Here is a 20,598-nt window from a genome sequence, read left to right as displayed (position 1 = left end):
CCCTGGCCGGGCGGTGGCCGCGGATCTAGGGTCGACCGCATGACACTTGCTCACGACGTGGCCGGCGACGGCCCCTCCACCGTCCTGCTGCTCCACTCCGGGGTCTGCGACCGGCGCATGTGGGACGCGCAGTTCGACGCCCTCGCCGCGGCCGGACACCGCGTGGTCCGCTGTGACCTCCGGGGCTTCGGCGACAGTCCCGTCGACCGCCCGCACGTGCACGCCGACGACGTGGCCGCCCTGCTCGACCGGCTCGGCGCCGAGCGGGCCGCCGTCGTCGGCTCCTCCTTCGGCGGCGAGGTCGCCCTGGAGTTCGCCGCGCGCCATCCGGGCCGCGCCGCCCGCCTCGCGCTGCTCTGCGCGGCTGCCCCGGGCCACGAGGCGGGCCCGGAGCTGCGCGCCTTCTTCGGGCGCGAGAACGCCCTGCTGGCGGCCGGCGACCTGCCGGGGGCCGTCGGCCTCAACGTGGACTTCTGGCTCGGCCCGGACGCGGGGGCCGAGGCCCGCGAACTGGTCCGGCGGATGCAGGCCCGGGCCTTCGAGCTCCAGCTCGCCGCCCCCGAGGAGTACGCGCCGCGCTCCGCGGACGTCACCGACGCCGACCTCGCCGCGATCGACGTCCCGGTCCTGGCCGTCACCGGCGCCCATGACGTCCCCGACTTCCGCGCCGTCGCGACCCGGCTCGCCGGCCTCCTGCCCGACGCCCGTCACGTCGAACTGGACTGGGCCGGGCACCTCCCCGCCCTGGAGCGCCCCGAGGAGACCGCCCGGCTGGTCGGGGACTTCCTCAGCCGGCCCTGAACCCGCGCACCCCGGGCACCAGGGCCGTCCCCAGGCAGCAGCACGCCACCGCGGCCGCCGCGATCACCAGGGGCGTGCCGGGTCCCCAGGCCGCGGCGGCCAGGGGGGCCAGGGCGTAGCCCAGGGGCATCGCCGCGAAGGAGAGCAGCCAGTCGTACGAGGTCACGCGGGCCAGCGCGTGCTCCGGTACGGCCCGCTGCACCGCGGTCTCCCACACCGGGGTGAGGAAGCCCAGGCCGGCCTGCGCGAGCCCGTACGCCGCGATCGTCAGCGCCGCGGGCGCGCCGGCCGCCAGGAGCAGCAGCGGCAGCGCGTACGTGGCGAGGCCGAGGTTCGCGGCGAGGATCGGGCGCCCGGGGCGGACCCGGTCGGCGGCCAGTGAGCCGAGCAGCAGTCCGACGGCCCCCACCTGGAGGAAGACCGCCCAGGCGAGGTCGCCGCCCAGCCGGTCCAGCGCGATCGCGGGGCCGAGCGTCATCAGGACCGCGGCGGCCCCGTTCCAGGCGCTGTGCCCGATGAGGCTCGTCCAGTACCAGTCGCGGGTGCGGACCTCGCGCCAGCCCTCCTTCAGGTCGGCCGGGAGCGAGCGCCGCGGCACCGTCACCCGCGCCACCCGCACGGCGCACAGCTGGGCGGCGCTGACGCCGAAGCTCGCCGCGTCCAGGACGAAGGCCCAGCCGGGCCCCACCGTGAGGATCAGCGTCCCGGCGAGGGCCGGACCGCCGACCCGGCTCACGCTGTAGGCCACCGCCATCGCCGCGTTGGCCCGCTGCAGCGCCTCCGCCGGGACCGTGCCCTTGACCAGCGGCGCCGAGGTGGGCGTCGCGAAGGCGCCGGCCGCGCCGCCGAGCACCCCGACGCCCGCGATGACCGCGAGCGACGGGGTGCCGCCCAACAGCTGGATGCCGACCACGAGTTGGGTGACGCACCGGACGAGGTCCATCGCCAGTGCCACCGTGCGGGCGTCGAAGCGGTCACCGACGACGCCGCCCAGCGGCAGCAGGAGCAGCTTCGGGACCATCGAGCAGGCGAGCACGAGCGCGAGCGCGGAGGTGGAGCCGGTCGCCTTCAGGACCGCGAGGGCGAGGGCGGCGGGGATGACGGCGTCGCCGAGGAGGGAGAGCGCGCGGCCGGCGAAGAGCAGTCGGAAGGAGCGGGTGCGCAGGGGATGGGGGGCGGGCGTGGTGAGGGCAGCCATGGGCGGAGACTATTTCGGTACCGAATAATTCGTCAACGAAATACTTTGCGGGCGTCCTCGGGTGGCGGCCCGCACCGCGACGTACGATCACTTCATGGCACCCCCCGAGGAACCGCGCGCGACCCCGCGCGAGGCCCCCCGCGACTGGACCGACGAGCACGTGGCCCGCTGGCGTCCCGTCCTGCCCGGCCTGGACCCGGTCGTCGAGGGCGCCGTCACCCGCATGAAGAAGCTCTCCGTCCACCTGCGCCGGGTGCGCGAGCAGTCCCTCGTCGACTTCGACCTCGAACGCCACGAGTTCGACACGCTCCACAAGCTCGCCGGCCGCGGCGGCAGCGCCGCCCCCTCCGAGCTCGCCCAGGACCTCGATCTCGCCCCCGCCTCCGTCACCGGCCGGCTCGACGCCCTGGAGAAACGCGGTTTCGTACGGCGCACGCAGTCCACGACCGACCGCCGCCGTGTGATCGTCGAACTCACCGCCGGTGGCCGTGAGACGTGGCTCGGCGCCATGGACGTCCTCGGCCACGAGGAGGAACGCCTCCTCGGCGTCCTGCGGCCCGAGGAGCGCGAGAAGCTCAACGACATGCTCCGCCGCATCATGGTCGTCGCCGAGCAGGACCCCTCCGTCCCGCCCTGGCACGGCTAGGGCCTGGCTTTCGGATCATGCCGGGCTCGCGGCGTGATCCGAAAGACAGACCCTAGGCCCCACCCCGGTCCGCGCGGCCGGCCAACGGGCCCTGTGCGCCCGGGGGTTCGTCACGGCTCACGGCTCCGCGCGGCCGGGCCCCCGGACCCCCGGGGACGCCCCTGGCGCCCCGGAAGGCGAGGGGGAGCCCACCCGGAGCCCTCGGGCCCCGGGCCCATCGGGGCCCTGAGTGACCCTCAGACGCTCAGCGAGCGCGCGTAGTTCAGCTGTCCCATCACCCAGTGGATGGTGTCCGGTCCGGTCGCCGGGACCATCGTCGCGTGGTGCCGGCCGCCGCTGGTCACCGTGACCTGGATGAAGCCGGTGGTCTGCTTCTCCTTCATCAACAGGAACAGCAGACCCAGCAGACAGAGCACGAAGAAGATGATGGCGAGCACGATCGCGACCGTCGGGATCTTCTCCTCGGTCCGCGACATGTCCATCGCGTTCCACACCGCGCCCTTCAGCGGCAGCGCCCCGGCCGGCGTGATGATCTGGTCGCCGACCACGGTGATGTCCCCGAGGCTCAGCAGTGGTGCCCCGGCGCCGCCCGCCGGCAGGCCGGCGCCCGGCCCGTACTGCGGCGGCACCGGCACCCCGCCCGGCAGGGTCGGCTGGTACGGGGGCGCCTGCGGGTAGCCGTAGCCCGGCCCCGCCTGCGGATAGCCGTAGCCCGGCGTGCCCGCCTGCTGTCCCGGCCCCCACTCGTAGGAACCCGAGTCCTCCGGCTTGTAAGGGTTCGGCTCGCTCATCAGTCCCCGTCCTCCACTGCGTACGCATGCGAAAAGCCCGCCTCTGCACGTCGCAGCGTACAGAAGCGGGCTCGGCCGCAGTGACCAGGCGTCAGAAGCGACGCGTGATCAGCGCGCGCTTCACTTCCTGGATCGCCTTCGTGACCTCGATGCCACGCGGGCAGGCGTCCGTGCAGTTGAACGTCGTGCGGCAACGCCACACGCCGTCCTTGTCGTTCAGGATCTCCAGGCGCTGCTCGCCCGCCTCGTCACGCGAGTCGAAGATGAAGCGGTGCGCGTTGACGATCGCGGCCGGACCGAAGTACTGGCCGTCGTTCCAGAAGACCGGGCAGGACGACGTGCACGCGGCGCACAGAATGCACTTGGTGGTGTCGTCGAAGCGCTCGCGGTCCTCGGCGGACTGCAGGCGCTCACGGGTCGGCTCGTTGCCCTTGGTGACCAGGAACGGCATGACGTCCCGGTACGCCTGGAAGAAGGGCTCCATGTCGACCACGAGGTCCTTCATCACCGTGAGGCCCTTGATGGCCTCGACGGTGATCGGCTTCTCGGGGTTGATGTCCTTGATCAGCGTCTTGCAGGCGAGCCTGTTCTTGCCGTTGATCCGCATCGCGTCCGAGCCGCAGATGCCGTGCGCGCACGAGCGGCGGAAGGTCAGCGTGCCGTCCAGGTCCCACTTGATCTTGTGAAGGGCGTCGAGCACACGCTCCTTCGGGTCGATCTCGATCTGGAAGTCCTCCCAGACCGCCGCGTCCGAGATCTCGGGGTTGTAGCGGCGGATCCGGAGGGTGACCGTGATGTACGGGGAGGCGGCGGACTCCGCCTCGACCTTGTCCAGTACGGGGGTAGCCATCAGTACTTACGCTCCATCGGCTGGTAGCGGGTCTGGACGACCGGCTTGTAGTCGAGACGGACGGTCTCGGAGCCGTCCTCGCCGACCTCGCGGTACGCCATGGTGTGGCGCATGAAGTTGACGTCGTCGCGGTTCGGGTAGTCCTCGCGGTAGTGACCGCCGCGGGACTCCTTGCGCGCCAGGGCCGAGACGGCCATGACCTCGGCCAGCTCGAGCAGGTTGCCCAGCTCGATGGCCTCCAGGAGGTCCGTGTTGAAGCGCTTGCCCTTGTCCTGGATGGACACGTTCTTGTAGCGCTCGCGCAGCTCGGCGATCTTCTCGACGGCCGTCTTGATGGTCTGCTCCGTACGGAACACCATCACGTTGGCGTCCATCGTCTCCTGGAGCTCACGGCGCAGGTCGGCGACCCGCTCGTTGCCCGTGGAGTTGCGCAGGTTCTCGATCTGCGCGACGACGAAGGCCTCGGGGTTCTCGGGCAGCTCGACGAAGTCGGCCTTGGCCGAGTACTCGGCGGCGGCGATGCCGGAGCGCTTGCCGAAGACGTTGATGTCGAGCAGCGAGTTGGTGCCGAGACGGTTGGCGCCGTGCACGGAGACACAGGCGACCTCGCCGGCCGCGTACAGGCCCGGGACGACGGTGGTGTTGTCCGACAGGACCTCACCCTCGACGTTGGTCGGGATGCCGCCCATGGCGTAGTGCGCGGTGGGCTGGATCGGGATCGGGTCCGTGTAGGGCTCGATGCCGAGGTAGGTCCGCGCGAACTCCGTGATGTCGGGCAGCTTGGCGTCCAGCTGCTCCGGCGGGAGGTGCGTCAGGTCCAGGTAGACGTGGTCGCCCTCGGGACCGCAGCCGCGGCCCTCGCGGATCTCCGTGTAGATGGAGCGGGAGACGACGTCACGGGACGCGAGGTCCTTCATGACCGGCGCGTACTTCTCCATGAAGCGCTCGCCGTCCTTGTTGCGCAGGATGCCGCCCTCACCGCGGGCGCCCTCCGTGAGCAGGATGCCCATGCGCCAGATGCCCGTCGGGTGGAACTGGAAGAACTCCATGTCCTCCAGCGGCAGACCGCGGCGGTAGCACGCGGCCTGGCCGTCACCGGTCAGGGTGTGGGCGTTGGACGTCACCTTGAAGAACTTGCCGGTGCCGCCGGACGCGTAGATCACGGCCTTCGCCTGGAAGACGTGGATCTCGCCGGTGGCCAGCTCGTAGGCGATCACACCGGCGGAGTGCTTGACCCCGTCGACCTCGGTGATCAGCTGGTCCAGGACGTAGAACTCGTTGAAGAACTCCACGCCCTCCTTGACGCAGTTCTGGTACAGCGTCTGGAGGATCATGTGGCCGGTGCGGTCCGCGGCGTAGCAGGACCGGCGGACCGGGGCCTCGCCGTGGTTGCGGGAGTGACCGCCGAAGCGGCGCTGGTCGATGGTGCCGTCCGGGGTGCGGTTGAACGGCAGGCCCATCTTCTCCAGGTCGAGGACGGCGTCGATGGCCTCCTTCGCCAGGATCTCGGCGGCGTCCTGGTCGACCAGGTAGTCACCGCCCTTGACCGTGTCGAAGGTGTGCCACTCCCAGTTGTCCTCCTCCACGTTCGCCAGCGCGGCGGCCATGCCGCCCTGCGCGGCGCCCGTGTGGGAGCGGGTGGGGTAGAGCTTCGTCAGCACGGCGGTGCGGCTGCGCTTCGTCGCCTCGATGGCGGCGCGCATGCCGGCGCCGCCGGCGCCGACGATGACGGTGTCGTACTTGTGGAACTTCATGACGTGGTTACCTCAGCCCCGTGCCTAGCGGATGTTCGGGTCGAAGGTGAAGATCACCAGCGTGCCCAGAAGGATGGTGAACACCGTGGCGGTGTACAGCAGGCCCTTGAGCCACAGGCGCGTGTTGGCGCGCTCCGCGTAGTCGTTGATGACCGTGCGGAGGCCGTTGGCGCCGTGCAGCATCGCGAGCCACAGCATCAGCAGGTCCCAGACCTGCCAGAACGGGGACGCCCAGCGGCCGGCCACGAAGGCGAAGCCGATCTTGGAGACGCCGCCGTCCAGGAAGAGCTGGATCAGCAGGTGGCCGAGGACCAGCACGACGAGGACCACGCCCGAGAGGCGCATGAAGAGCCACGCGGCCATCTCGAAGTTGCCGCGGGTCGCGCGCGGGGTCTTCCCGGTGCGCTTGCGGGGGGCCTCGATGTAGGGGGCCGGGTTGTCCACGCCGTAGGCAGCGCCCTCGACGGGACCGATGGCGGAAGTGGTGTCAGCAGACATGTCTGGCGTCAGCTCCCGAACAGTTCACGTGCGGCGTGGCCGAGGACGGGGTACAGCGAGCCCGCCATCAGCACGACCCAGATGCCCACGACGGTCCAGAGCATCTGCTTCTGGTAGCGCGGGCCCTTGGACCAGAAGTCCACGGCGATGACACGGAGACCGTTCAGCGCGTGGAAGAGGATGGCGGCGACGAGGCCGTACTCGAGGAGTGCGACGATCGGCGTCTTGTACGTCGCCACGACATCGTCGTACGCCTCGGGGGAGACGCGGACGAGAGCGGTGTCCAGCACGTGTACGAACAGGAAGAAGAAGATGAGGACGCCGGTGACTCGGTGAGCCACCCAGGACCACATTCCTTCCCGGCCGCGGTACAGCGTTCCAGCCGGCACGGAAAAACCCTCCGGGAGCGGGGATCAGGGCCGGCCGGCTTCTCTGTCGGTCAGACCCGGCCGGGTACGGTCCACCGGCCCCGGTCATCGTAGCGACGACTCGCCGGTTCGCTCGCGCGGGGTCCATCGGTGTGATCAAACAGGCACGGACGGGCTAGCGTTCGAACCCGAATCGCCGCATTAAGGACGAACTCACCGTCCGGCGATCGAACGGGTGAGCCTCGTACGGGCGAGTCGGCGGAGTTCGTCGGCGGCGACGACCCTTTCCTCCTCCCTTTCGTTGCCGAGACGTGACCGGATGCCCGCGAGGACCCGGTCGAGCCGCTCGCCGGCCGGCACGCCGTCCAGGCTGATCACGAAGGCGTGCCCGAAGCTGCTCTCGTACGCGGCGAGGGCGGCGCGCAGCGCGGTCCGGGCGGCCGGCGGCGCGTCCGGGTGCGGCAGGTCCGAGGTCTCGTGCGCGAGCGCCTCGTCGAGATCGGGCCCGGACAGGTCGTACCCCGCCTCGTCGGCCGCGGCGAGCAGGGCGTCGAGGGTCGGATAGGGCCGGTGGGCCGCCACGCGCTCGGCCCAGCGGCGGCTGCCGCAGCAGTCGAGCAGCAGGCCCTCGGCGAGCTCGGGGGCGGCCGCGTTGAAACGCACGAGGCCGGTGAGGTGCCGTACGGTGCCCTGCTGGGCAGGTAAGGCGGGGGAGGCCGGGGTCTGACAGGGGGCGGCGTGGATGTCGCTGGTCAGCGGGGACTCCGGAGCGCTGGCGAGGAGGGAAACCGATGGGGTGGATGTGACGCCACGCTATCGGCGGGAAGGGGGAAGCGTCCGACGGATGCGCGAATTTCACCTGGACGAGTGGGTTTCGTCCACGGGGTGGACGGAAGAGCCGGAAAAACCCGGGATGCCGTGATTCGCGCGGTGAGGGAGGATTTCCGAGTGATGCGGTACTCCATACGAGGGCCCCTCAGGGGCCCTGCACTGATGGCGGCAGCGTTGGCACTGGTCACCGTGGCGGCCTGTTCCGACGGTTCCTCCCCGGCGACGCCCGCCGCTTCCGGCACGGGCTCCACCGCCTCGACGGCCGCGCCCACCCAGGCCGCGCCGCCGCCGAGCCCGACGCCCACGAGGACCTACCCCCTCTCCACCGCGCCCCGGGTGATCCCGGCCGTGCGCGCCCACGAGGCGGCCCGCGGCCCCGGCTGGAAGCCCGGCCCGGACGCCGGCGTCGTCGTGGCGGCGAAGGACGAGGCCGCCCTCGCCGACGAGGCGCGGCTGATCGCGGGCGAGCTGCGCGTCCCGTACCGCGGCACCGCCGCGGCCCGCCCCGGCGACGTCGCCCTGGCCCTCGGCGGACCGGGCGCCCGCGAGTCGTACACCCTGACCGTCCGCGACGGCGGCGTCCGGATCACCGGCCCGGACCAGGCCGGCGTCTTCTACGGCACCCGCACGCTCAAGCAGTCCGTCAGGTCCACCGGCGCGATGCCCGAGGGCGTGGTCACCGACGCCCCGGCGAAGCCCGAGCGCGGACTGTTCGTCGACATCGCCCGCAAGTACTTCACCGCCGGGTGGATCGAGGCCCGGGTGCGCGAGATGGCCGACCTCAAGCTCAACGAGCTCCAGCTGCACTTCTCGGACGACCAGGGCTTCCGCATCGCCTCGGACAGCCACCCCGAGGTGGTCTCCGCGAAGCACCTCAGCAAGGCCGAGGTGCGGCGGATCGTGGATCTCGCCGCGAGCCTGCACATCACGGTGGTGCCCGAGATCGACTCGCCGGGACACCTGGGCGCGGTCATCGACGCCCATCCCGAGCTGCAGCTGGTCAGCGCGAGCGGGCGCACCCCGCGCGGCGCGGTCGACATCTCCAAGCCCGCCTCGGCGAAGATCGTCGACGATCTGCTCCGCGAGTACCAGGGCCTCTTCCCCGGCGCCTTCTGGCACCTGGGCGGCGACGAGTACGTGGCCCTGATGTCGAAGAACCCCGAGGCGACCTATCCGCAGCTGGCCCGCGCCGCGACCGCGAAGTACGGCGCCTCCGGCCGCGTCCAGGACCTCGCGACCGGGTGGCTGAACGACCGCGCCGCGGTCGTCCGCCCGAGCGGCAGGGCGCTGCGCGCCTGGAACGACGGCTTCTTCACCGGCGGCGTGGTGAACGCGGCCGGGGACCTCCAGGTCGCCTACTGGACCGGCAGGGAGATCGGCGCCCGCCGGCCCGACTCGTACCTGAGCGCGGGGCGGAAGCTGCTCAACTACAACGACGAGTACCTCTACTACGTCCTCGGGCAGCCGAACGGCTTCACCTACCCGACCGGCCGCCGCATCTACGAGCAGTGGACCCCGCTCGTGGTGCGCGGCAGCACCCCCGTCCCCGCGCGCTACGACTCCCAGATCCTCGGCGGGAGCTTCGCGGTCTGGTGCGACTTCCCCGGCGCGCAGACCCAGAGCCAGGTGGCGGACGGCATCCGCATGCCCCTGACGGCGACGGCCCAGAAGCTGTGGGACGCGCGGAAGCCGGCGCTGACCTGGACGGCCTTCCGGGACCTGGCGGGGCAGGTGCGCTGACGTACCCAGGGGTACTCAGGCCCGCCTGGGTGTTTTCGCCGTGGTGGCGGGTTCCCGGCGGCCCGTACGTTCCGGCCATGCACCGAACGAACGCGGGCGGCCGGGTGTACGCCGTCGCCCCCCTGCTCCTCGCCGTCGCGGCCGCCGACGTCCTGGCCGCGTGGGCGGCCTTCGACGTCCGCGCCCTGTTCCTCGGCCCGCTCGCGGACCACTCCGACCCGGCGGGCTTCGGCGACCTGGACCTGGCGATGGCCGGGACCGCCCAGTGCGTGGTGCTGCCGGCGACCGCCGTGCTCTTCGCGCTCTGGTTCCGCGGCCGGGACCGCAGCGCGCGGGCGGGCTGGACCGGGCGCGTGTGGTGGGCGTCCCTCGCCCTCGCCGCACTCGTGCTGGCCGCCGGGACCTGGCGCTACGCCTCCGCCACGACGGTGCCCGGCTTCGTGACGGGCTCGACCTGGCTGGGCGTCGCCGACGCCCTGAACGCCGCCGTCGCCCTCTTCGGGATCCTCTACGTGCGCCGCCTGACCCCTATGCAGGGCCGGAGCGGCACTGGCATGATTCCGGCCGCGCAGTGACGAAAAAGCGTCGGGCGGCGCAGTAGGGGAAGTACGGCGTCCGCAGCGTTGGCGAGGAGGCGTCCATGACGTCCGTGACGAGCACGACCCTGCAGGAACTGATCGACCGCGCCGATGCGCGGGGTCTCGCGGCCGCCGGGCTCGCGTGCCTGGACCGCTGCCTGCCGCTGCTCGCGCCCGAGCGCTCCGAGGCGCTTCGGCCGGTGTGGGCCGCGGTGGCGCGCGGGGACGGCGGGGCCTGGACCGAGGCGGTCGGCAAGGCGCGGGTCGAGCTGGACGGCGCGGGCGACGCGTCGGACGAGGCCGCCGTGCTGGTGCGCGGGATGCTGGACGGCGTGCCCGGCGAGTGGGCCGAGGGCCCGCTGCGGGTCTGGGCCGGGCAGTGCGCCGCGGCGGCCCTCGCGGCGCACGCGCGCTACGACGCGACCGAGGCCGGCCCGCTGCACGCCGGCGAACTCCGCCGGCAGCAGGCGGTCCTCGAAGCGGCCGCTCACGGGCCGACCGGTCTGCGCCGGGCCCGCGAGCTGTCCATCGAGGGCGGGCGGGTGCTGCGCGCGGTCGTCTCGCGCCGGGCCCGGACCGCCTGAGCCGTGCGGCGGCACGGCCCGTCCGGGCCGTGCCGGTCCTCGCACGAAGAAGCGGTCGGCCCCGGTCGCTTCTTTCCCCGGCCGCAATCCGGGTGTCAGGCCTCCGGCTCCGGCTCCCGGAGGTGCAGCGAGGCGATCGCCTCGGCGATCTCCCGCTCGGCCCTGGCCTTGTCGAGACCGAGGCCCGTGAGCGGGCCCTCGCCGTGCTCGAACTCGAGCAGGGCGAGCAGGATGTGCTCGGTGCCCACGAAGTTGTGCCCGAGGCGCAGGGCCTCGCGGAAGGTGAGTTCCAGGACCTTCTTGGCGTCCGCGTCGTACGGGACGAGCGCGGGCACCTCGTCGGCGGCCGGCGGCAGGGTCGGGGTGACCGCCTCGCGGAGCCGCTCCGGGGCGACGCCCTGACCGGCGATCCAGCGGCCGGCCAGCCCGTCGGGCTCGGCGAGCAGGCCGAGGGCCAGGTGGGCCGGGACCGTCTTGTCGTTGCGGGCCGCGGAGGCCTCGTTCTGCGCGGCCATCACGACGTTCCGGGCCCGCGGGGTGAAGCGGCTGAAGCCGGCGTTCGGGTCCATCCTGGCCGCGTCCGCCTCCTTGTCGTCCTTGGGGACGAAGCGCTTCTGGGCGGCCTGCCGGGTGACGCCCATGCTCGCGCCGATCTCGGTCCAGGAGGCGCCGGCCCGGCGGGCCTGGTCCACGAAGTGGCCGATGAGGTGGTCGGCGACCTCGCCGAGGTGGTCCGCCGCGATGACCGCGCCGGAGAGCTGGTCGAGGGCGTTCGGGTGGGACTTCTTGATTGCGTCGATCAGGTCGTCGAGGCGCACCGGGTGGGTCATGCCGAGAGGATTCGTCATGAGGCAACCCTAGGTTGACACCCCGAGGGTGTCAACCCGTGGTTGACACTCGACGTCGTACGCGCCGGAGGGTGCGGGAGGGAAAACGGGGGTGATCGGCGGGCCAACGGGGGCAGACGGAAAAAGGGCGCCCCTCAGGGCGCCCGAAAAGGAAGACGACCGGGGCCGCCACCCCCCACAGGAGAGGCCCCGGTCGTCGTCCGCGGAGCCGCAGCACGGCCCCGTATTCCTAACAGCGCCGCGCATGCGTTTTCTGTCACACCACCGTGGGCCCCGGTGAGGGGTACGAAGTTGCGAGTTGTACAAAGAACCGGACCCGCGTGGACGCGGCGCCCGAAAAGGACGTAGCGTTCTGCTGCGCCCAGGCGGCGTGGCGGTGGCGACCAGCCGCGATGAGCGTGACGACGAACAGGTGTGGGGAGTGCTGGGGGACGAGGCGGAGCTGACGGCCGCAGTGCTCGCCGCGCAGGACGGTGACGAGGACGCCTTCCGCGCCGTGTACCGGGCGGTGCATCCCCGGCTCCTCGGCTATCTGCGCACCCTCGTCGGCGAGTCCGACGCCGAGGACGTCGCCTCCGAGAGCTGGCTGCAGATCGCCCGCGACCTCGACCGCTTCGCCGGCGACGCCGACCGCTTCCGCGGCTGGGCGGCCCGGATCGCCCGCAACCGCGCCCTCGACCACCTCCGGATGCGCGGCCGGCGTCCCGCCGTCGGCGGCGACGAGACCGAACTCACCGACAAGCCCGCCGACTCCGACACCGCGGACGAGGCGCTGGAAGCCCTGGCCACCGGCCGCACCATGCACCTCATCGCACAGCTTCCGCAGGACCAGGCCGAAGCCGTCGTCCTGCGGGTCGTCGTCGGACTGGACGCCAAGACCGCGGCCGACACGCTCGGCAAGCGCCCCGGCGCCGTCCGCACCGCCGCCCACCGCGGCCTCAAGAAGCTGGCCGAACTCCTCGGCGTGCCGGGTCCCGACGAGGACGCCTCTCCCCTGGACGGTGTCCCTCCGCAGCGCGGCCGACGCCCGGGGGTCACGGCTCCCGGCAGTGTGACGCAATCGCGCGCGTGGACGCAGAAGGACATGTGATGGCCGACGAGCGGTACCAGTGGCTCGACCAGGAGGCCGCGGAGCGGCTGCTGCGCGGAGAACCGGTCGACCCCGTCGACGACGCGTCCCGCGCGCAGGCCGAGATCCTGGCGCGGGCCCTCGCCGCGGCCCGGACGCCGATGGCCGCCGCCTCCGACGGCGAACTCCCCGGAGAGGCCGCCGCCCTCGCCGCCTTCCGCAAGGCCGTCGCCGAGCGCGCGGCGGACGCCGTCCTGCCCGGACCGGCGGGCCGCGCCCCGACCGACCTCGGCGCCGTCCGTCTCGTCCCCGTCCACGGCGGCCGCCGTTGGGGCCGCTCCCTGCGGTACGGCCTCGCCGCCGCGTTCGCCGCCGTCACGGTCGGGGGAGTCGCCGTCGCCGCGGGTACGGGCGTGCTGCCGCTGACCGCGGAACCGGCACCCGGAGGCTCGGTCACGACCGTCGACACCGGCACGCCCGCCGCGTCCGGCTCGCCGACCGCCGGCACCGGGGTGCCCGCCGTGCCCACCGGCCCCGGGGTCCGCACCACCACCCCCGGCGCCACCGGCGGGCCCACCACCGCCACCGCGGGGCCGGGCGGGAAGGACGGCGCGACCGCCACCCCCGGCGGGACCCCGAGCGAGTCGCCCAGGACCAGGGACGAGGAGCGCCTCAAGGTGGTCAAGGCCTGCCAGGACTTCCGGTCGGGCAAGCTCTCCGGCAGCGGCCGGGACCGACTCGTGAACGCGCTCCGCAACGGCGAGACCGTGAAGCGCTACTGCGACCGGATCCTCTCCGGCGTCCCGGCCACCGCCACCACCCGGCCCACCTCCGGCCGCACGCCCTCGGGCGGCGGGTCCGGAAGCGGCGGGTCCGGCGGAGGCGCCGACTCGGGCAGCTCCGACGGCGACGACAAGAGCGATCGAGGCGGCAAGGACCACGACCGCGACAAGGGCCGCGGACACGCGGACCGGGACCGGGGGCAGGGCTCCCAGGCACCCGGGAAGCACGGCACCGACCGCTCCCGTTCATAGCGCCGAAAGGCGGGTGTGACACTTTTCGACCCGCCGACGCTGTACTGAGTGAGCCGACTGGTCATCGGCGAGCGCACAGAGCCGGGGTTCCCCCCGTACCTTCGGCTCGGCGCACCGGCGCGGGTGGGACACGTTCCCCCGGTCCCACCCGCGCCCTCTCCGCTCTCCTCCGCGTGCGGCGCCTACCAGTGCACGACGACCTTGTCGCCCACCTTCACCGCGTCGAAGAGCACCGCGAGCTTCCCCTTGTCACGGACGTTGACGCAGCCGTGCGAGGCCCCCGCGTAGCCGCGGGCCGCGAAGTCCGCCGAGTAGTGCACGGCCTGGCCGCGGCCGAAGAACATCGCGTACGGCATCGGCGTGTGGTAGATCGTCGACGTCCACTCGCGGGCCTTCCACTCGACCTTGAACTCGCCCTCGCGGGTCGGCGTGTTCTCCGAGCCGAAGCGCACGTCGAGCGAGGACACGACCTTGCCGTCGATCATCCAGGCCAGCGTCCGGCTCTCCTTGCTGATGCACAGGACCCGCCCCGTCAGGCAGCGCGGGTCGGGCGCGTCCAGCTTGTTGGTGGTGGCCGGACGCAGTTCGTCGGCGGTCGGCTCGTGCGTCAGGGCGACGAGCTTCCGCCAGGTGGTCTCGTCGACCGTGCCGGTCTGCGGCAGGCCGCGCTTCTTCTGGAAGCCCTTCACCGCGCCCGCGGTCATCGTCCCGTAGAAGCCGGTGGGCGCCCGGTCGAAGTAGCCGACCTGGCGCAGCCGCGCCTGGAGCTCGCGCACCTGCGTGTTCTCGTCGCCGTCGTCCATCAGCACCTTGGCCCCGGGCGGCTCGCCGGTGGCCGGGTCCGAGGCCGAGGGCGTGCCGGTGGACGGCGTGGCGGACGAGGACGGCTTGTCGTCGCCCGTCGCGCTCTCCGTGGGCGCCGGCGCGGCGCTGGTGGGCGCGGGGCTGACCGTGCCCTTCCCGGTGTCTCCGGCCCGGGCCGTACAGCCCGCGGCCAGGACCACGGCCGTGGCCACCAGAACGGCTCTGCGTATGACGGACGAACTCTTCATCGGTGCCCCCCGGGAACGACGTGTGTACCCAGGGGATGTCTGCCCGTGCCCGGGTGGTTGCGCACGTGACCGAAAAGAGACGTGCATCCTGTGAGGAAGGTCCCAGCGGACTGCACTCCTCCGCGCCGTACGGGCGCCACTACAGTCCGTCGCGAGGGTCGGTACCGCTCAGAGCAGGTCTTCACGGGAGGCACACCATGGCGCGCGAGTCGGAGTCCGGACTGCCCATCGAGCCCGTCTACGGGCCGGCGGCCCTGGAGGGCTGGGATCCGGCGGAGAAGCTGGGCGAGCCGGGCGCCTACCCCTTCACGCGCGGCGTGTACCCGTCGATGTACACCGGACGCCCGTGGACCATGCGTCAGTACGCCGGTTTCGGCACCGCCGTGGAGTCCAACGCCCGCTACAAGCAGCTGATCGACAACGGCACCATGGGCCTCTCGGTCGCCTTCGACCTGCCGACCCAGATGGGCCACGACTCCGACGCGCCGATCGCGCACGGCGAGGTCGGCAAGGTCGGTGTCGCCATCGACTCCCTCGACGACATGCGGGTCCTCTTCGACGGCATCCCGCTGGACAAGGTCTCCACGTCGATGACGATCAACGCCCCCGCCGCGCTGCTGCTGGTGCTCTACCAGCTCGTCGGCGAGGAGCAGGGCGTCCCGGCGGACCAGCTGACCGGCACGATCCAGAACGACGTGCTGAAGGAGTACATCGCCCGCGGCACGTACATCTTCCCGCCCCAGCCCTCCCTGCGGCTGATCGCCGACATCTTCAAGTACTGCAGGGCCGAGATCCCGAAGTGGAACACGATCTCGATCTCCGGTTACCACATGGCCGAGGCGGGCGCCTCTCCCGCTCAGGAGATCGCGTTCACCCTGGCCGACGGCATCGAGTACGTCCGCACCGCCGTCGCCGCGGGCATGGACGTGGACGACTTCGCTCCGCGCCTGTCCTTCTTCTTCGTGGCCCGGACGACCATCCTGGAGGAGGTCGCCAAGTTCCGTGCCGCGCGCCGGATCTGGGCGCGGGTGATGAAGGAGGAGTTCGGCGCCAGGAACCCGAAGTCGCTGATGCTCCGCTTCCACACCCAGACCGCCGGCGTGCAGCTCACCGCGCAGCAGCCCGAGGTCAACCTGGTCCGCGTCGCCGTCCAGGGGCTCGCCGCCGTCCTCGGCGGCACGCAGTCGCTGCACACCAACTCCTTCGACGAGGCCATCGCCCTGCCGACGGACAAGTCCGCCCGGCTGGCCCTGCGGACCCAGCAGGTCCTCGCCTACGAGACCGACGTCACCGCCACCGTCGACCCCTTCGCGGGCTCCTACGTCGTCGAGAAGATGACCGACGACGTCGAGGCCGCCGCCCTGGAGCTGATGGCGAAGGTCGAGGACCTGGGCGGCGCGGTCCACGCGATCGAACGGGGCTTCCAGAAGAACGAGATCGAGCGCTCGGCCTACCGGATCGCGCAGGAGACCGACTCCGGCGAGCGGGTCGTCGTCGGCGTCAACCGCTACACGGTCGACGTGGAGGAGCCCTACGAGCCGCTGCGCGTCGACCCGGCCATCGAGGCCCAGCAGGCCGAGCGTCTCGCCAGGCTGCGCGCCGAGCGCGACGGGGCGGCCGTGGAGGCGGCGCTCGCCGAGCTGAAGAAGGCCGCCGAGGGCACCGACAACGTGCTCTACCCGATGAAGGCCGCGCTGAAGGCGCGGGCCACGGTCGGCGAGGTCTGCAACGCGCTGCGCGAGGTCTGGGGCACGTACGTCCCCACCGACGCGTTCTGACGCCCGACGCGTTCCGGCGCCGCGCGGGCGCGTTCCGGTGCCCGGTCCGCGCGGCGGATCTTCCGCGATGCGAAACACCCGAGCGGAGTGTCGTACCCCCGTGCGACACTCCGCTCCATGCTGGGTGTCATCGATCTGCCGACCTATCTCGCGGGCCTCGTCCTCATCATTCTGCTGCCGGGGCCGAACTCGCTGTACGTGCTGTCCGTCGCCGCCCGCAAGGGCACGCGCACGGGATACAAGGCCGCGGCCGGGGTGTTCACCGGCGACACGGTCCTGATGACCCTCGCCGCGCTCGGCGCGGCCTCGCTGCTGCAGACCACCCCGCTGCTCTTCATGATCGTGAAGTACGCGGGCGCGGGCTATCTGGCCTGGATGGCCTACGGGATGCTGCGCTCCGCCCACCGCATGTGGCGCTCGCGCGGGCAGGCCGTGGCCGACGAGCCGGCGGCCGCCGGGGAGACCGGGCCGGTGGAGCGTCCGTACCGCCGGGCGCTGGTCATCAGCCTCTTCAACCCCAAGGCGATCCTCTTCCTGATCTCCTTCTTCGTGCAGTTCGTGGACCCGTCCTACGCCTACCCGGCGCTGTCCTTCCTGGTCCTCGGCACCCTGCTGCAGCTCGGCAGCTTCCTCTACCTGACGACCCTCATATTCGGCGGCACCCGCCTGGCCGCCGCCTTCCGCCGCCGCAAGCGCCTCTCGGCGGGCGCGACCTCGGCCGCCGGCGCGCTCTTCCTCGGCTTCGCGGTGAAGCTCTCGCTCAGCAGCGCCGCCTGACCGTTGACCCTCCCACCGTGTGAGGCCGTTGGGTAGGAGGCGTCATGTTCACCATCGGAGACTTCGCCCGGCACGGGCGGGTGTCGGTCCGCATGCTGCGTCATTACGACGCCATGGGACTGCTGCGCCCGGCCCACGTCGACCCGCACAACGGCTACCGCTTCTACTCCGCGGACCAGCTCGCCCGGCTCAACCGTGTCATCGCGCTCAAGGACCTCGGCTTCACCCTCGAACAGGTGGGGGCGATCCTCGACGAGCAGGTGGGCCCGGAGCAGCTGCGCGGGATGCTGCGGCTGCGGCAGGCCGAGCTGGAGACGGCCGCCGCGGAGGCGGCGGCCCGGCTCGCCCGGGTCGGTGCGCGGCTCCGAGCCATCGAGAGCGAGGGACGCATGTCCGCGCAGGACGTCGTCGTCAAGGAGATCCCCGCCGTCCGGCTCGCCGAGCTGAGCGGCATCGCCGCGAGTTTCGGACCGGCCGACATCACTCCCGTCATCGGCCCGCTGTACGACGAGCTGTGCGCCCGGCTTGAGGGCGCCGGGCTGAAGCAGTTCGGGCCCGGCATCGCCCACTACGAGGACGCCGGCCGCGGTGACGGCTCGGTCGTCGTGCACGCCGGCATGACCGTTCCCGAGGGAACGCGGGTCGACGGCGTCGACGTCCTCGTGCTGCCCGGCATCGAGGAGGCGGCCACGGTCGTGCACCGCGGCTCGATGGACGAGATCCTGCCGACCGCCCAGACCCTGGCGAGCTGGATCGACACCAACGGCTACACCTCCGCCGGGTACGCCCGCGAGCTGTACCTGGAGGCGCCGGACGACCCGGCCGGCTGGGTGACCGAGCTCCAGGAGCCGGTCATCCGCGCCTGACCGGCGCCGTCCCCGCCGTCACCGGCCGCCCAGGGCGCGCCGCTTCAGTTTCAGCGCACGGCGGGCCAGGCGGCGCAGACCCGGGTGCCGGGGGACCGGCAGGCCGCCCGGCAGGCCGAGCGAGGTGAGCCGACGGCGCGTGAAGTGGTGCCGGGTGGGCGCGGCGAGCGGGCCGGACAGATGCCGTACGGCCGCGTCCCGCAGGTCGGGCCGGATCCTCGGCTGCATCGCGAAGCCGACCGCGGTGACCAGGCTCTCCAGGTGGGGCAGCTCCATCGGTCCCCGGCCGGGCTCCTCCAGGCCGGGGATCAGCGCGTCCACGAGGACCAGCGGCACCCGGTTGCTGTTCTGGTACGGCGAGAGCCGGGCGAGCAGGGGCCGGGTGCCGACCCGGGCGGCCTCGATCCCGTAGAAGGCGCTCGCGGTGAACAGGGCGGTGGAGAAGCAGCCCACCACGAGCGCGGGCCGCACCTCCCGGTAGAGCACCTCGGCGAGCACCGGCCGGTCCAGCACCGTCAGTTCGGCGCCGAGCGCCTCGGCCTCCCGTGCCAGCGCCGTCGACCAGGCGTCGGGGGCGGTCGGATGCGGCTTGAAGACGAGCCGGCGGTGGCCGCGGGCGACCGCGCCGCGGACCATGCGCAGATGCAGTTCTCCCTCCTCCTCGGGGGTGAGGAGGGAGAGCGCCGCCAGGTACTGGCCGAGCAGCAGGGCGGGGCCGGGCTCCGGAGCGGGCTCTGCGGGGGCCGGCCCCGACAGCTCCTCGACCACCTTGGTGAAGGCCTCCGTCGGCACGGTCTCGGCGACCGCCCCGAACTCGGCCAGCAGCAGCGGCGCGAGCCCCGGCACCAGGTCCAGGTGGAGCAGCCGGCGCACCCGCTCGCCCACCAGCGGGTCGATCTTGTTGCGGGTGGGGCCGTAGCTCATCAGCCCGTCCGCGTACACGTCGATCGGTGCGTCCGGGAAGAGCCGGGCGATCGTGAGGGCGGGCGCCACCTGGAGCGACTCCACGACGAGTTCGACCCGGTCGGTGCCGAGGGCCCAGAGCCGCCGCAGGTGCCGCTGGAGCAGCGGCAGGTCGTCCGGGCGGGGCGTCCAGCCGCCCGGGTGGAGCGGCTCGATCGTCTCGTTCCAGTCCAGCACCTCGTCGAAGCGGCCGCGCAGCCGCTCGAAGCCGGGCATCCGGTGGAGCGGCGTGGTCGTCTCGGGCACGGCCGCGTTGGTGGAGACGAGCAGGACGCGCCGTTCCGCCGGGCGGAAGCAGCCGCTGTCGATCGCGGCGGCCAGGGTGGCCGCCCCGTAGAGGGTGGAGGCGTAGAAGAGCTGCGTGGTGCCGCCGTTCATGCCGCGCTCACCTCGGAGGAGTTCGAAGCCGCACCCGGGGCCGAGCCGGAAGCCGTACCCGGAGCCGGGCCGGTGGCCGAGCCCGGAGCCGGGACGGAAGCCGCGGCCGCGCCCGCGAGCGGGTGCGCCTCCGGGGCGGTCGGGGCCGGGGCCGGGCGGCGGCGCTTCAGCCGGCGCAGCGGGGCGGCGCGGTCCTGGCCCATCGCCGTCAGCGCCTCGGCGAGCACGTCCTGCGGCATCCGCCGCAACGCCCCCGCGCTCATCGCCCGCAATGTCCGGCCCACTTCCGGTTCGAATTTCGTCATGTTCCCGATGTGGTGAGAAATCACGGCGCAATAGGTCCGCACGGCCTTCGGCAGCAATCGGTCCGCATCCGGATCTCTCTTCGTCTCCTCGATCACCTGGTCGAATGCCCGAATGAAATCGAGTTGCCGCACGTCCCCGATCTGGGTCAGTGAGGTGGCGATCCCGCGCCGGTAGAAGATTCCGAGATCACCGGTGACCGCGAAGGATTCCGCCTCGCGGTGCAGCCGCCAGATCCACGGCCGGTCCTCGGCCGTCCGCAGCCCGTGCGGGAAGTGCAGCAGGCCCCGGTCGAGCAGCCGCCGGTGGTACATCCCGGCCCAGGCGTACGGATAGTCCACGGAGGTGGTCCGGTCGGCCGGCAGGATCGCGTCCCGCGGCCGCAGCAGCTCGTTCCGGCGTCCGACCGGCGCCCGCCGCACCGACCTGTTCCGGCCGGTCACCCGGACGTGGTCGGTGCGCAGGAAGTCGCAGTCGAGCTCCTCCATGGTGGCGACCAGGCCCGCGTAGAAGCCGGGGGAGAGCCAGTCGTCCCCGTCGAGAAAGGCCAGGTAGGTGCCGCGGGCCGCGTCCAGGCCGGTGTTGCGGGCGGTGGCGAGGCCCTCGTTGCGCGGGTGCCGGATCAGCCTCGCTCCCGGGATCTCGCGCTCCGCGCGCGCCAGGAGCTCCGGGGTCCCGTCCGTCGAACAGTCGTCGACCAGCAGGAACTCGAAGTCCTCGCGGGCGTTCGCGCGCAGGCTTCTGAGGGCGTCGGGGGCGTATGTCTGCACGTTGTAGAACGGCACGACGACGGAGAGCTTGACCACGCGACCGACGCTAGGCGCCGCCCCGGCATTCGTCCTGACCGACAAGGGGATGCGCGGTGAACACGAAGCGGCGGGCCCCTTAACC

21 protein-coding genes are annotated in these 20,598 nt (G+C 72.5%); 10 read left to right on the top strand and 11 right to left on the bottom strand.

Going from position 1 to position 20,598, the window contains the following annotated elements; all coding sequences use genetic code 11:
• Positions 1–39 precede the first annotated feature (39 nt).
• On the top strand, positions 40–801 hold the full coding sequence (locus tag ACGF1Z_RS16850) for an alpha/beta fold hydrolase (protein WP_393004581.1): 762 nt from the start codon (positions 40–42) through the stop codon (positions 799–801).
• On the opposite strand, the gene ACGF1Z_RS16845 is transcribed toward ACGF1Z_RS16850, so the two are convergent.
• Positions 788–1,999: an MFS transporter gene (locus ACGF1Z_RS16845; protein WP_393004579.1), complete on the bottom strand. Its 1,212-nt coding sequence runs from the start codon at positions 1,997–1,999 to the stop codon at positions 788–790. The genes ACGF1Z_RS16850 and ACGF1Z_RS16845 overlap by 14 nt on opposite strands.
• 94 nt (positions 2,000–2,093) lie before the next feature.
• Here ACGF1Z_RS16845 and ACGF1Z_RS16840 point away from each other — a divergent pair, with 94 nt between their 5' ends.
• On the top strand, positions 2,094–2,645 hold the full coding sequence (locus tag ACGF1Z_RS16840; RefSeq protein ID WP_393004577.1) for a MarR family winged helix-turn-helix transcriptional regulator: 552 nt from the start codon (positions 2,094–2,096) through the stop codon (positions 2,643–2,645).
• A gap of 236 nt (positions 2,646–2,881) precedes the next feature.
• Here ACGF1Z_RS16840 and ACGF1Z_RS16835 read toward each other — a convergent pair whose 3' ends face one another.
• The 6 genes from ACGF1Z_RS16835 to ACGF1Z_RS16810 form a co-directional block, all read right to left on the bottom strand.
• Positions 2,882–3,436 (bottom strand): hypothetical protein, encoded by a 555-nt coding sequence (locus ACGF1Z_RS16835; protein WP_393004575.1) that lies wholly within the window; start codon positions 3,434–3,436, stop codon positions 2,882–2,884.
• 91 nt (positions 3,437–3,527) lie between these two features.
• The gene (locus ACGF1Z_RS16830; protein WP_393004573.1) at positions 3,528–4,286 is read right to left on the bottom strand and encodes a succinate dehydrogenase iron-sulfur subunit; all 759 of its coding nucleotides are present in this window, start codon (positions 4,284–4,286) and stop codon (positions 3,528–3,530) included.
• Positions 4,286–6,040 (bottom strand): succinate dehydrogenase flavoprotein subunit, encoded by a 1,755-nt coding sequence (gene sdhA / locus ACGF1Z_RS16825; RefSeq protein WP_393004569.1) that lies wholly within the window; start codon positions 6,038–6,040, stop codon positions 4,286–4,288. Before sdhA ends, ACGF1Z_RS16830 begins: the two co-directional genes overlap by 1 nt.
• 24 nt (positions 6,041–6,064) lie before the next feature.
• Positions 6,065–6,538 (bottom strand): succinate dehydrogenase hydrophobic membrane anchor subunit, encoded by a 474-nt coding sequence (locus tag ACGF1Z_RS16820; protein ID WP_046908506.1) that lies wholly within the window; start codon positions 6,536–6,538, stop codon positions 6,065–6,067.
• An 8-nt stretch (positions 6,539–6,546) separates the two neighbouring features.
• The gene (sdhC, locus tag ACGF1Z_RS16815; protein WP_123954581.1) at positions 6,547–6,927 is read right to left on the bottom strand and encodes a succinate dehydrogenase, cytochrome b556 subunit; all 381 of its coding nucleotides are present in this window, start codon (positions 6,925–6,927) and stop codon (positions 6,547–6,549) included.
• A gap of 192 nt (positions 6,928–7,119) precedes the next feature.
• The gene (locus tag ACGF1Z_RS16810; RefSeq protein ID WP_393004566.1) at positions 7,120–7,569 is read right to left on the bottom strand and encodes a 2-oxo-4-hydroxy-4-carboxy-5-ureidoimidazoline decarboxylase; all 450 of its coding nucleotides are present in this window, start codon (positions 7,567–7,569) and stop codon (positions 7,120–7,122) included.
• A 330-nt stretch (positions 7,570–7,899) separates the two neighbouring features.
• On the opposite strand from ACGF1Z_RS16810, the gene ACGF1Z_RS16805 reads away from it, so the two are divergent.
• The 3 genes from ACGF1Z_RS16805 to ACGF1Z_RS16795 all read left to right on the top strand — a co-directional run bounded on the left by ACGF1Z_RS16805 (position 7,900) and on the right by ACGF1Z_RS16795 (position 10,639).
• The gene (locus tag ACGF1Z_RS16805) at positions 7,900–9,477 is read left to right on the top strand and encodes a glycoside hydrolase family 20 protein (RefSeq protein ID WP_393004564.1); all 1,578 of its coding nucleotides are present in this window, start codon (positions 7,900–7,902) and stop codon (positions 9,475–9,477) included.
• Positions 9,478–9,554: 77 nt separating this feature from the next.
• Complete coding sequence (locus ACGF1Z_RS16800; protein ID WP_393004562.1) at positions 9,555–10,052, top strand: hypothetical protein; 498 nt, start codon at positions 9,555–9,557, stop codon at positions 10,050–10,052.
• 65 nt (positions 10,053–10,117) lie between these two features.
• Positions 10,118–10,639 (top strand): hypothetical protein, encoded by a 522-nt coding sequence (locus ACGF1Z_RS16795; protein ID WP_393004560.1) that lies wholly within the window; start codon positions 10,118–10,120, stop codon positions 10,637–10,639.
• Positions 10,640–10,734: 95 nt separating this feature from the next.
• Here ACGF1Z_RS16795 and ACGF1Z_RS16790 read toward each other — a convergent pair whose 3' ends face one another.
• Complete coding sequence (locus ACGF1Z_RS16790; RefSeq protein WP_393004558.1) at positions 10,735–11,487, bottom strand: Clp protease N-terminal domain-containing protein; 753 nt, start codon at positions 11,485–11,487, stop codon at positions 10,735–10,737.
• A gap of 421 nt (positions 11,488–11,908) precedes the next feature.
• On the opposite strand from ACGF1Z_RS16790, the gene ACGF1Z_RS16785 reads away from it, so the two are divergent.
• Together ACGF1Z_RS16785 and ACGF1Z_RS16780 are read left to right on the top strand one after the other, a co-directional pair.
• Positions 11,909–12,577 carry an RNA polymerase sigma factor gene (locus ACGF1Z_RS16785; RefSeq protein WP_393005624.1) on the top strand — a complete coding sequence of 223 codons (669 nt, stop codon included), beginning with the start codon at positions 11,909–11,911 and terminating at the stop codon, positions 12,575–12,577.
• Positions 12,556–13,590 carry a hypothetical protein gene (locus ACGF1Z_RS16780; RefSeq protein WP_393004556.1) on the top strand — a complete coding sequence of 345 codons (1,035 nt, stop codon included), beginning with the start codon at positions 12,556–12,558 and terminating at the stop codon, positions 13,588–13,590. The genes ACGF1Z_RS16785 and ACGF1Z_RS16780 overlap by 22 nt, the downstream gene beginning before the upstream one ends.
• Before the next feature lie 182 nt (positions 13,591–13,772).
• Here ACGF1Z_RS16780 and ACGF1Z_RS16775 read toward each other — a convergent pair whose 3' ends face one another.
• On the bottom strand, positions 13,773–14,642 hold the full coding sequence (locus ACGF1Z_RS16775; RefSeq protein WP_393004554.1) for a peptidoglycan-binding protein: 870 nt from the start codon (positions 14,640–14,642) through the stop codon (positions 13,773–13,775).
• A 197-nt stretch (positions 14,643–14,839) separates the two neighbouring features.
• Here ACGF1Z_RS16775 and ACGF1Z_RS16770 point away from each other — a divergent pair, with 197 nt between their 5' ends.
• The 3 genes from ACGF1Z_RS16770 (at position 14,840) to ACGF1Z_RS16760 (ending at position 18,063) form a co-directional block, all read left to right on the top strand.
• Complete coding sequence (locus ACGF1Z_RS16770) at positions 14,840–16,420, top strand: methylmalonyl-CoA mutase (protein ID WP_393004552.1); 1,581 nt, start codon at positions 14,840–14,842, stop codon at positions 16,418–16,420.
• Positions 16,421–16,537: 117 nt separating this feature from the next.
• Positions 16,538–17,197, top strand: a complete 660-nt coding sequence (leuE, locus tag ACGF1Z_RS16765) for a leucine efflux protein LeuE (protein WP_393004550.1) — start codon at positions 16,538–16,540, stop codon at positions 17,195–17,197.
• A 44-nt stretch (positions 17,198–17,241) separates the two neighbouring features.
• The gene (locus tag ACGF1Z_RS16760; RefSeq protein WP_393004548.1) at positions 17,242–18,063 is read left to right on the top strand and encodes a MerR family transcriptional regulator; all 822 of its coding nucleotides are present in this window, start codon (positions 17,242–17,244) and stop codon (positions 18,061–18,063) included.
• An 18-nt stretch (positions 18,064–18,081) separates the two neighbouring features.
• Here ACGF1Z_RS16760 and ACGF1Z_RS16755 read toward each other — a convergent pair whose 3' ends face one another.
• Both ACGF1Z_RS16755 and ACGF1Z_RS16750 read right to left on the bottom strand, forming a co-directional pair.
• Positions 18,082–19,404 (bottom strand): alpha-2,8-polysialyltransferase family protein, encoded by a 1,323-nt coding sequence (locus ACGF1Z_RS16755; protein WP_393004546.1) that lies wholly within the window; start codon positions 19,402–19,404, stop codon positions 18,082–18,084.
• Positions 19,401–20,513, bottom strand: a complete 1,113-nt coding sequence (locus ACGF1Z_RS16750) for a glycosyltransferase family 2 protein (protein WP_393004545.1) — start codon at positions 20,511–20,513, stop codon at positions 19,401–19,403. The genes ACGF1Z_RS16755 and ACGF1Z_RS16750 overlap by 4 nt, the downstream gene beginning before the upstream one ends.
• Between the last annotated feature and the right edge of the window lie 85 nt (positions 20,514–20,598).

This window comes from Streptomyces sp. NPDC048018 (genome assembly GCF_043202995.1).
In the GTDB taxonomy this organism is placed as follows: Bacteria; Actinomycetota; Actinomycetes; order Streptomycetales; family Streptomycetaceae; genus Streptomyces.
Note: the sequence above shows the minus strand (reverse complement) of the source record. Positions and strands in the feature narration are given on the sequence as shown.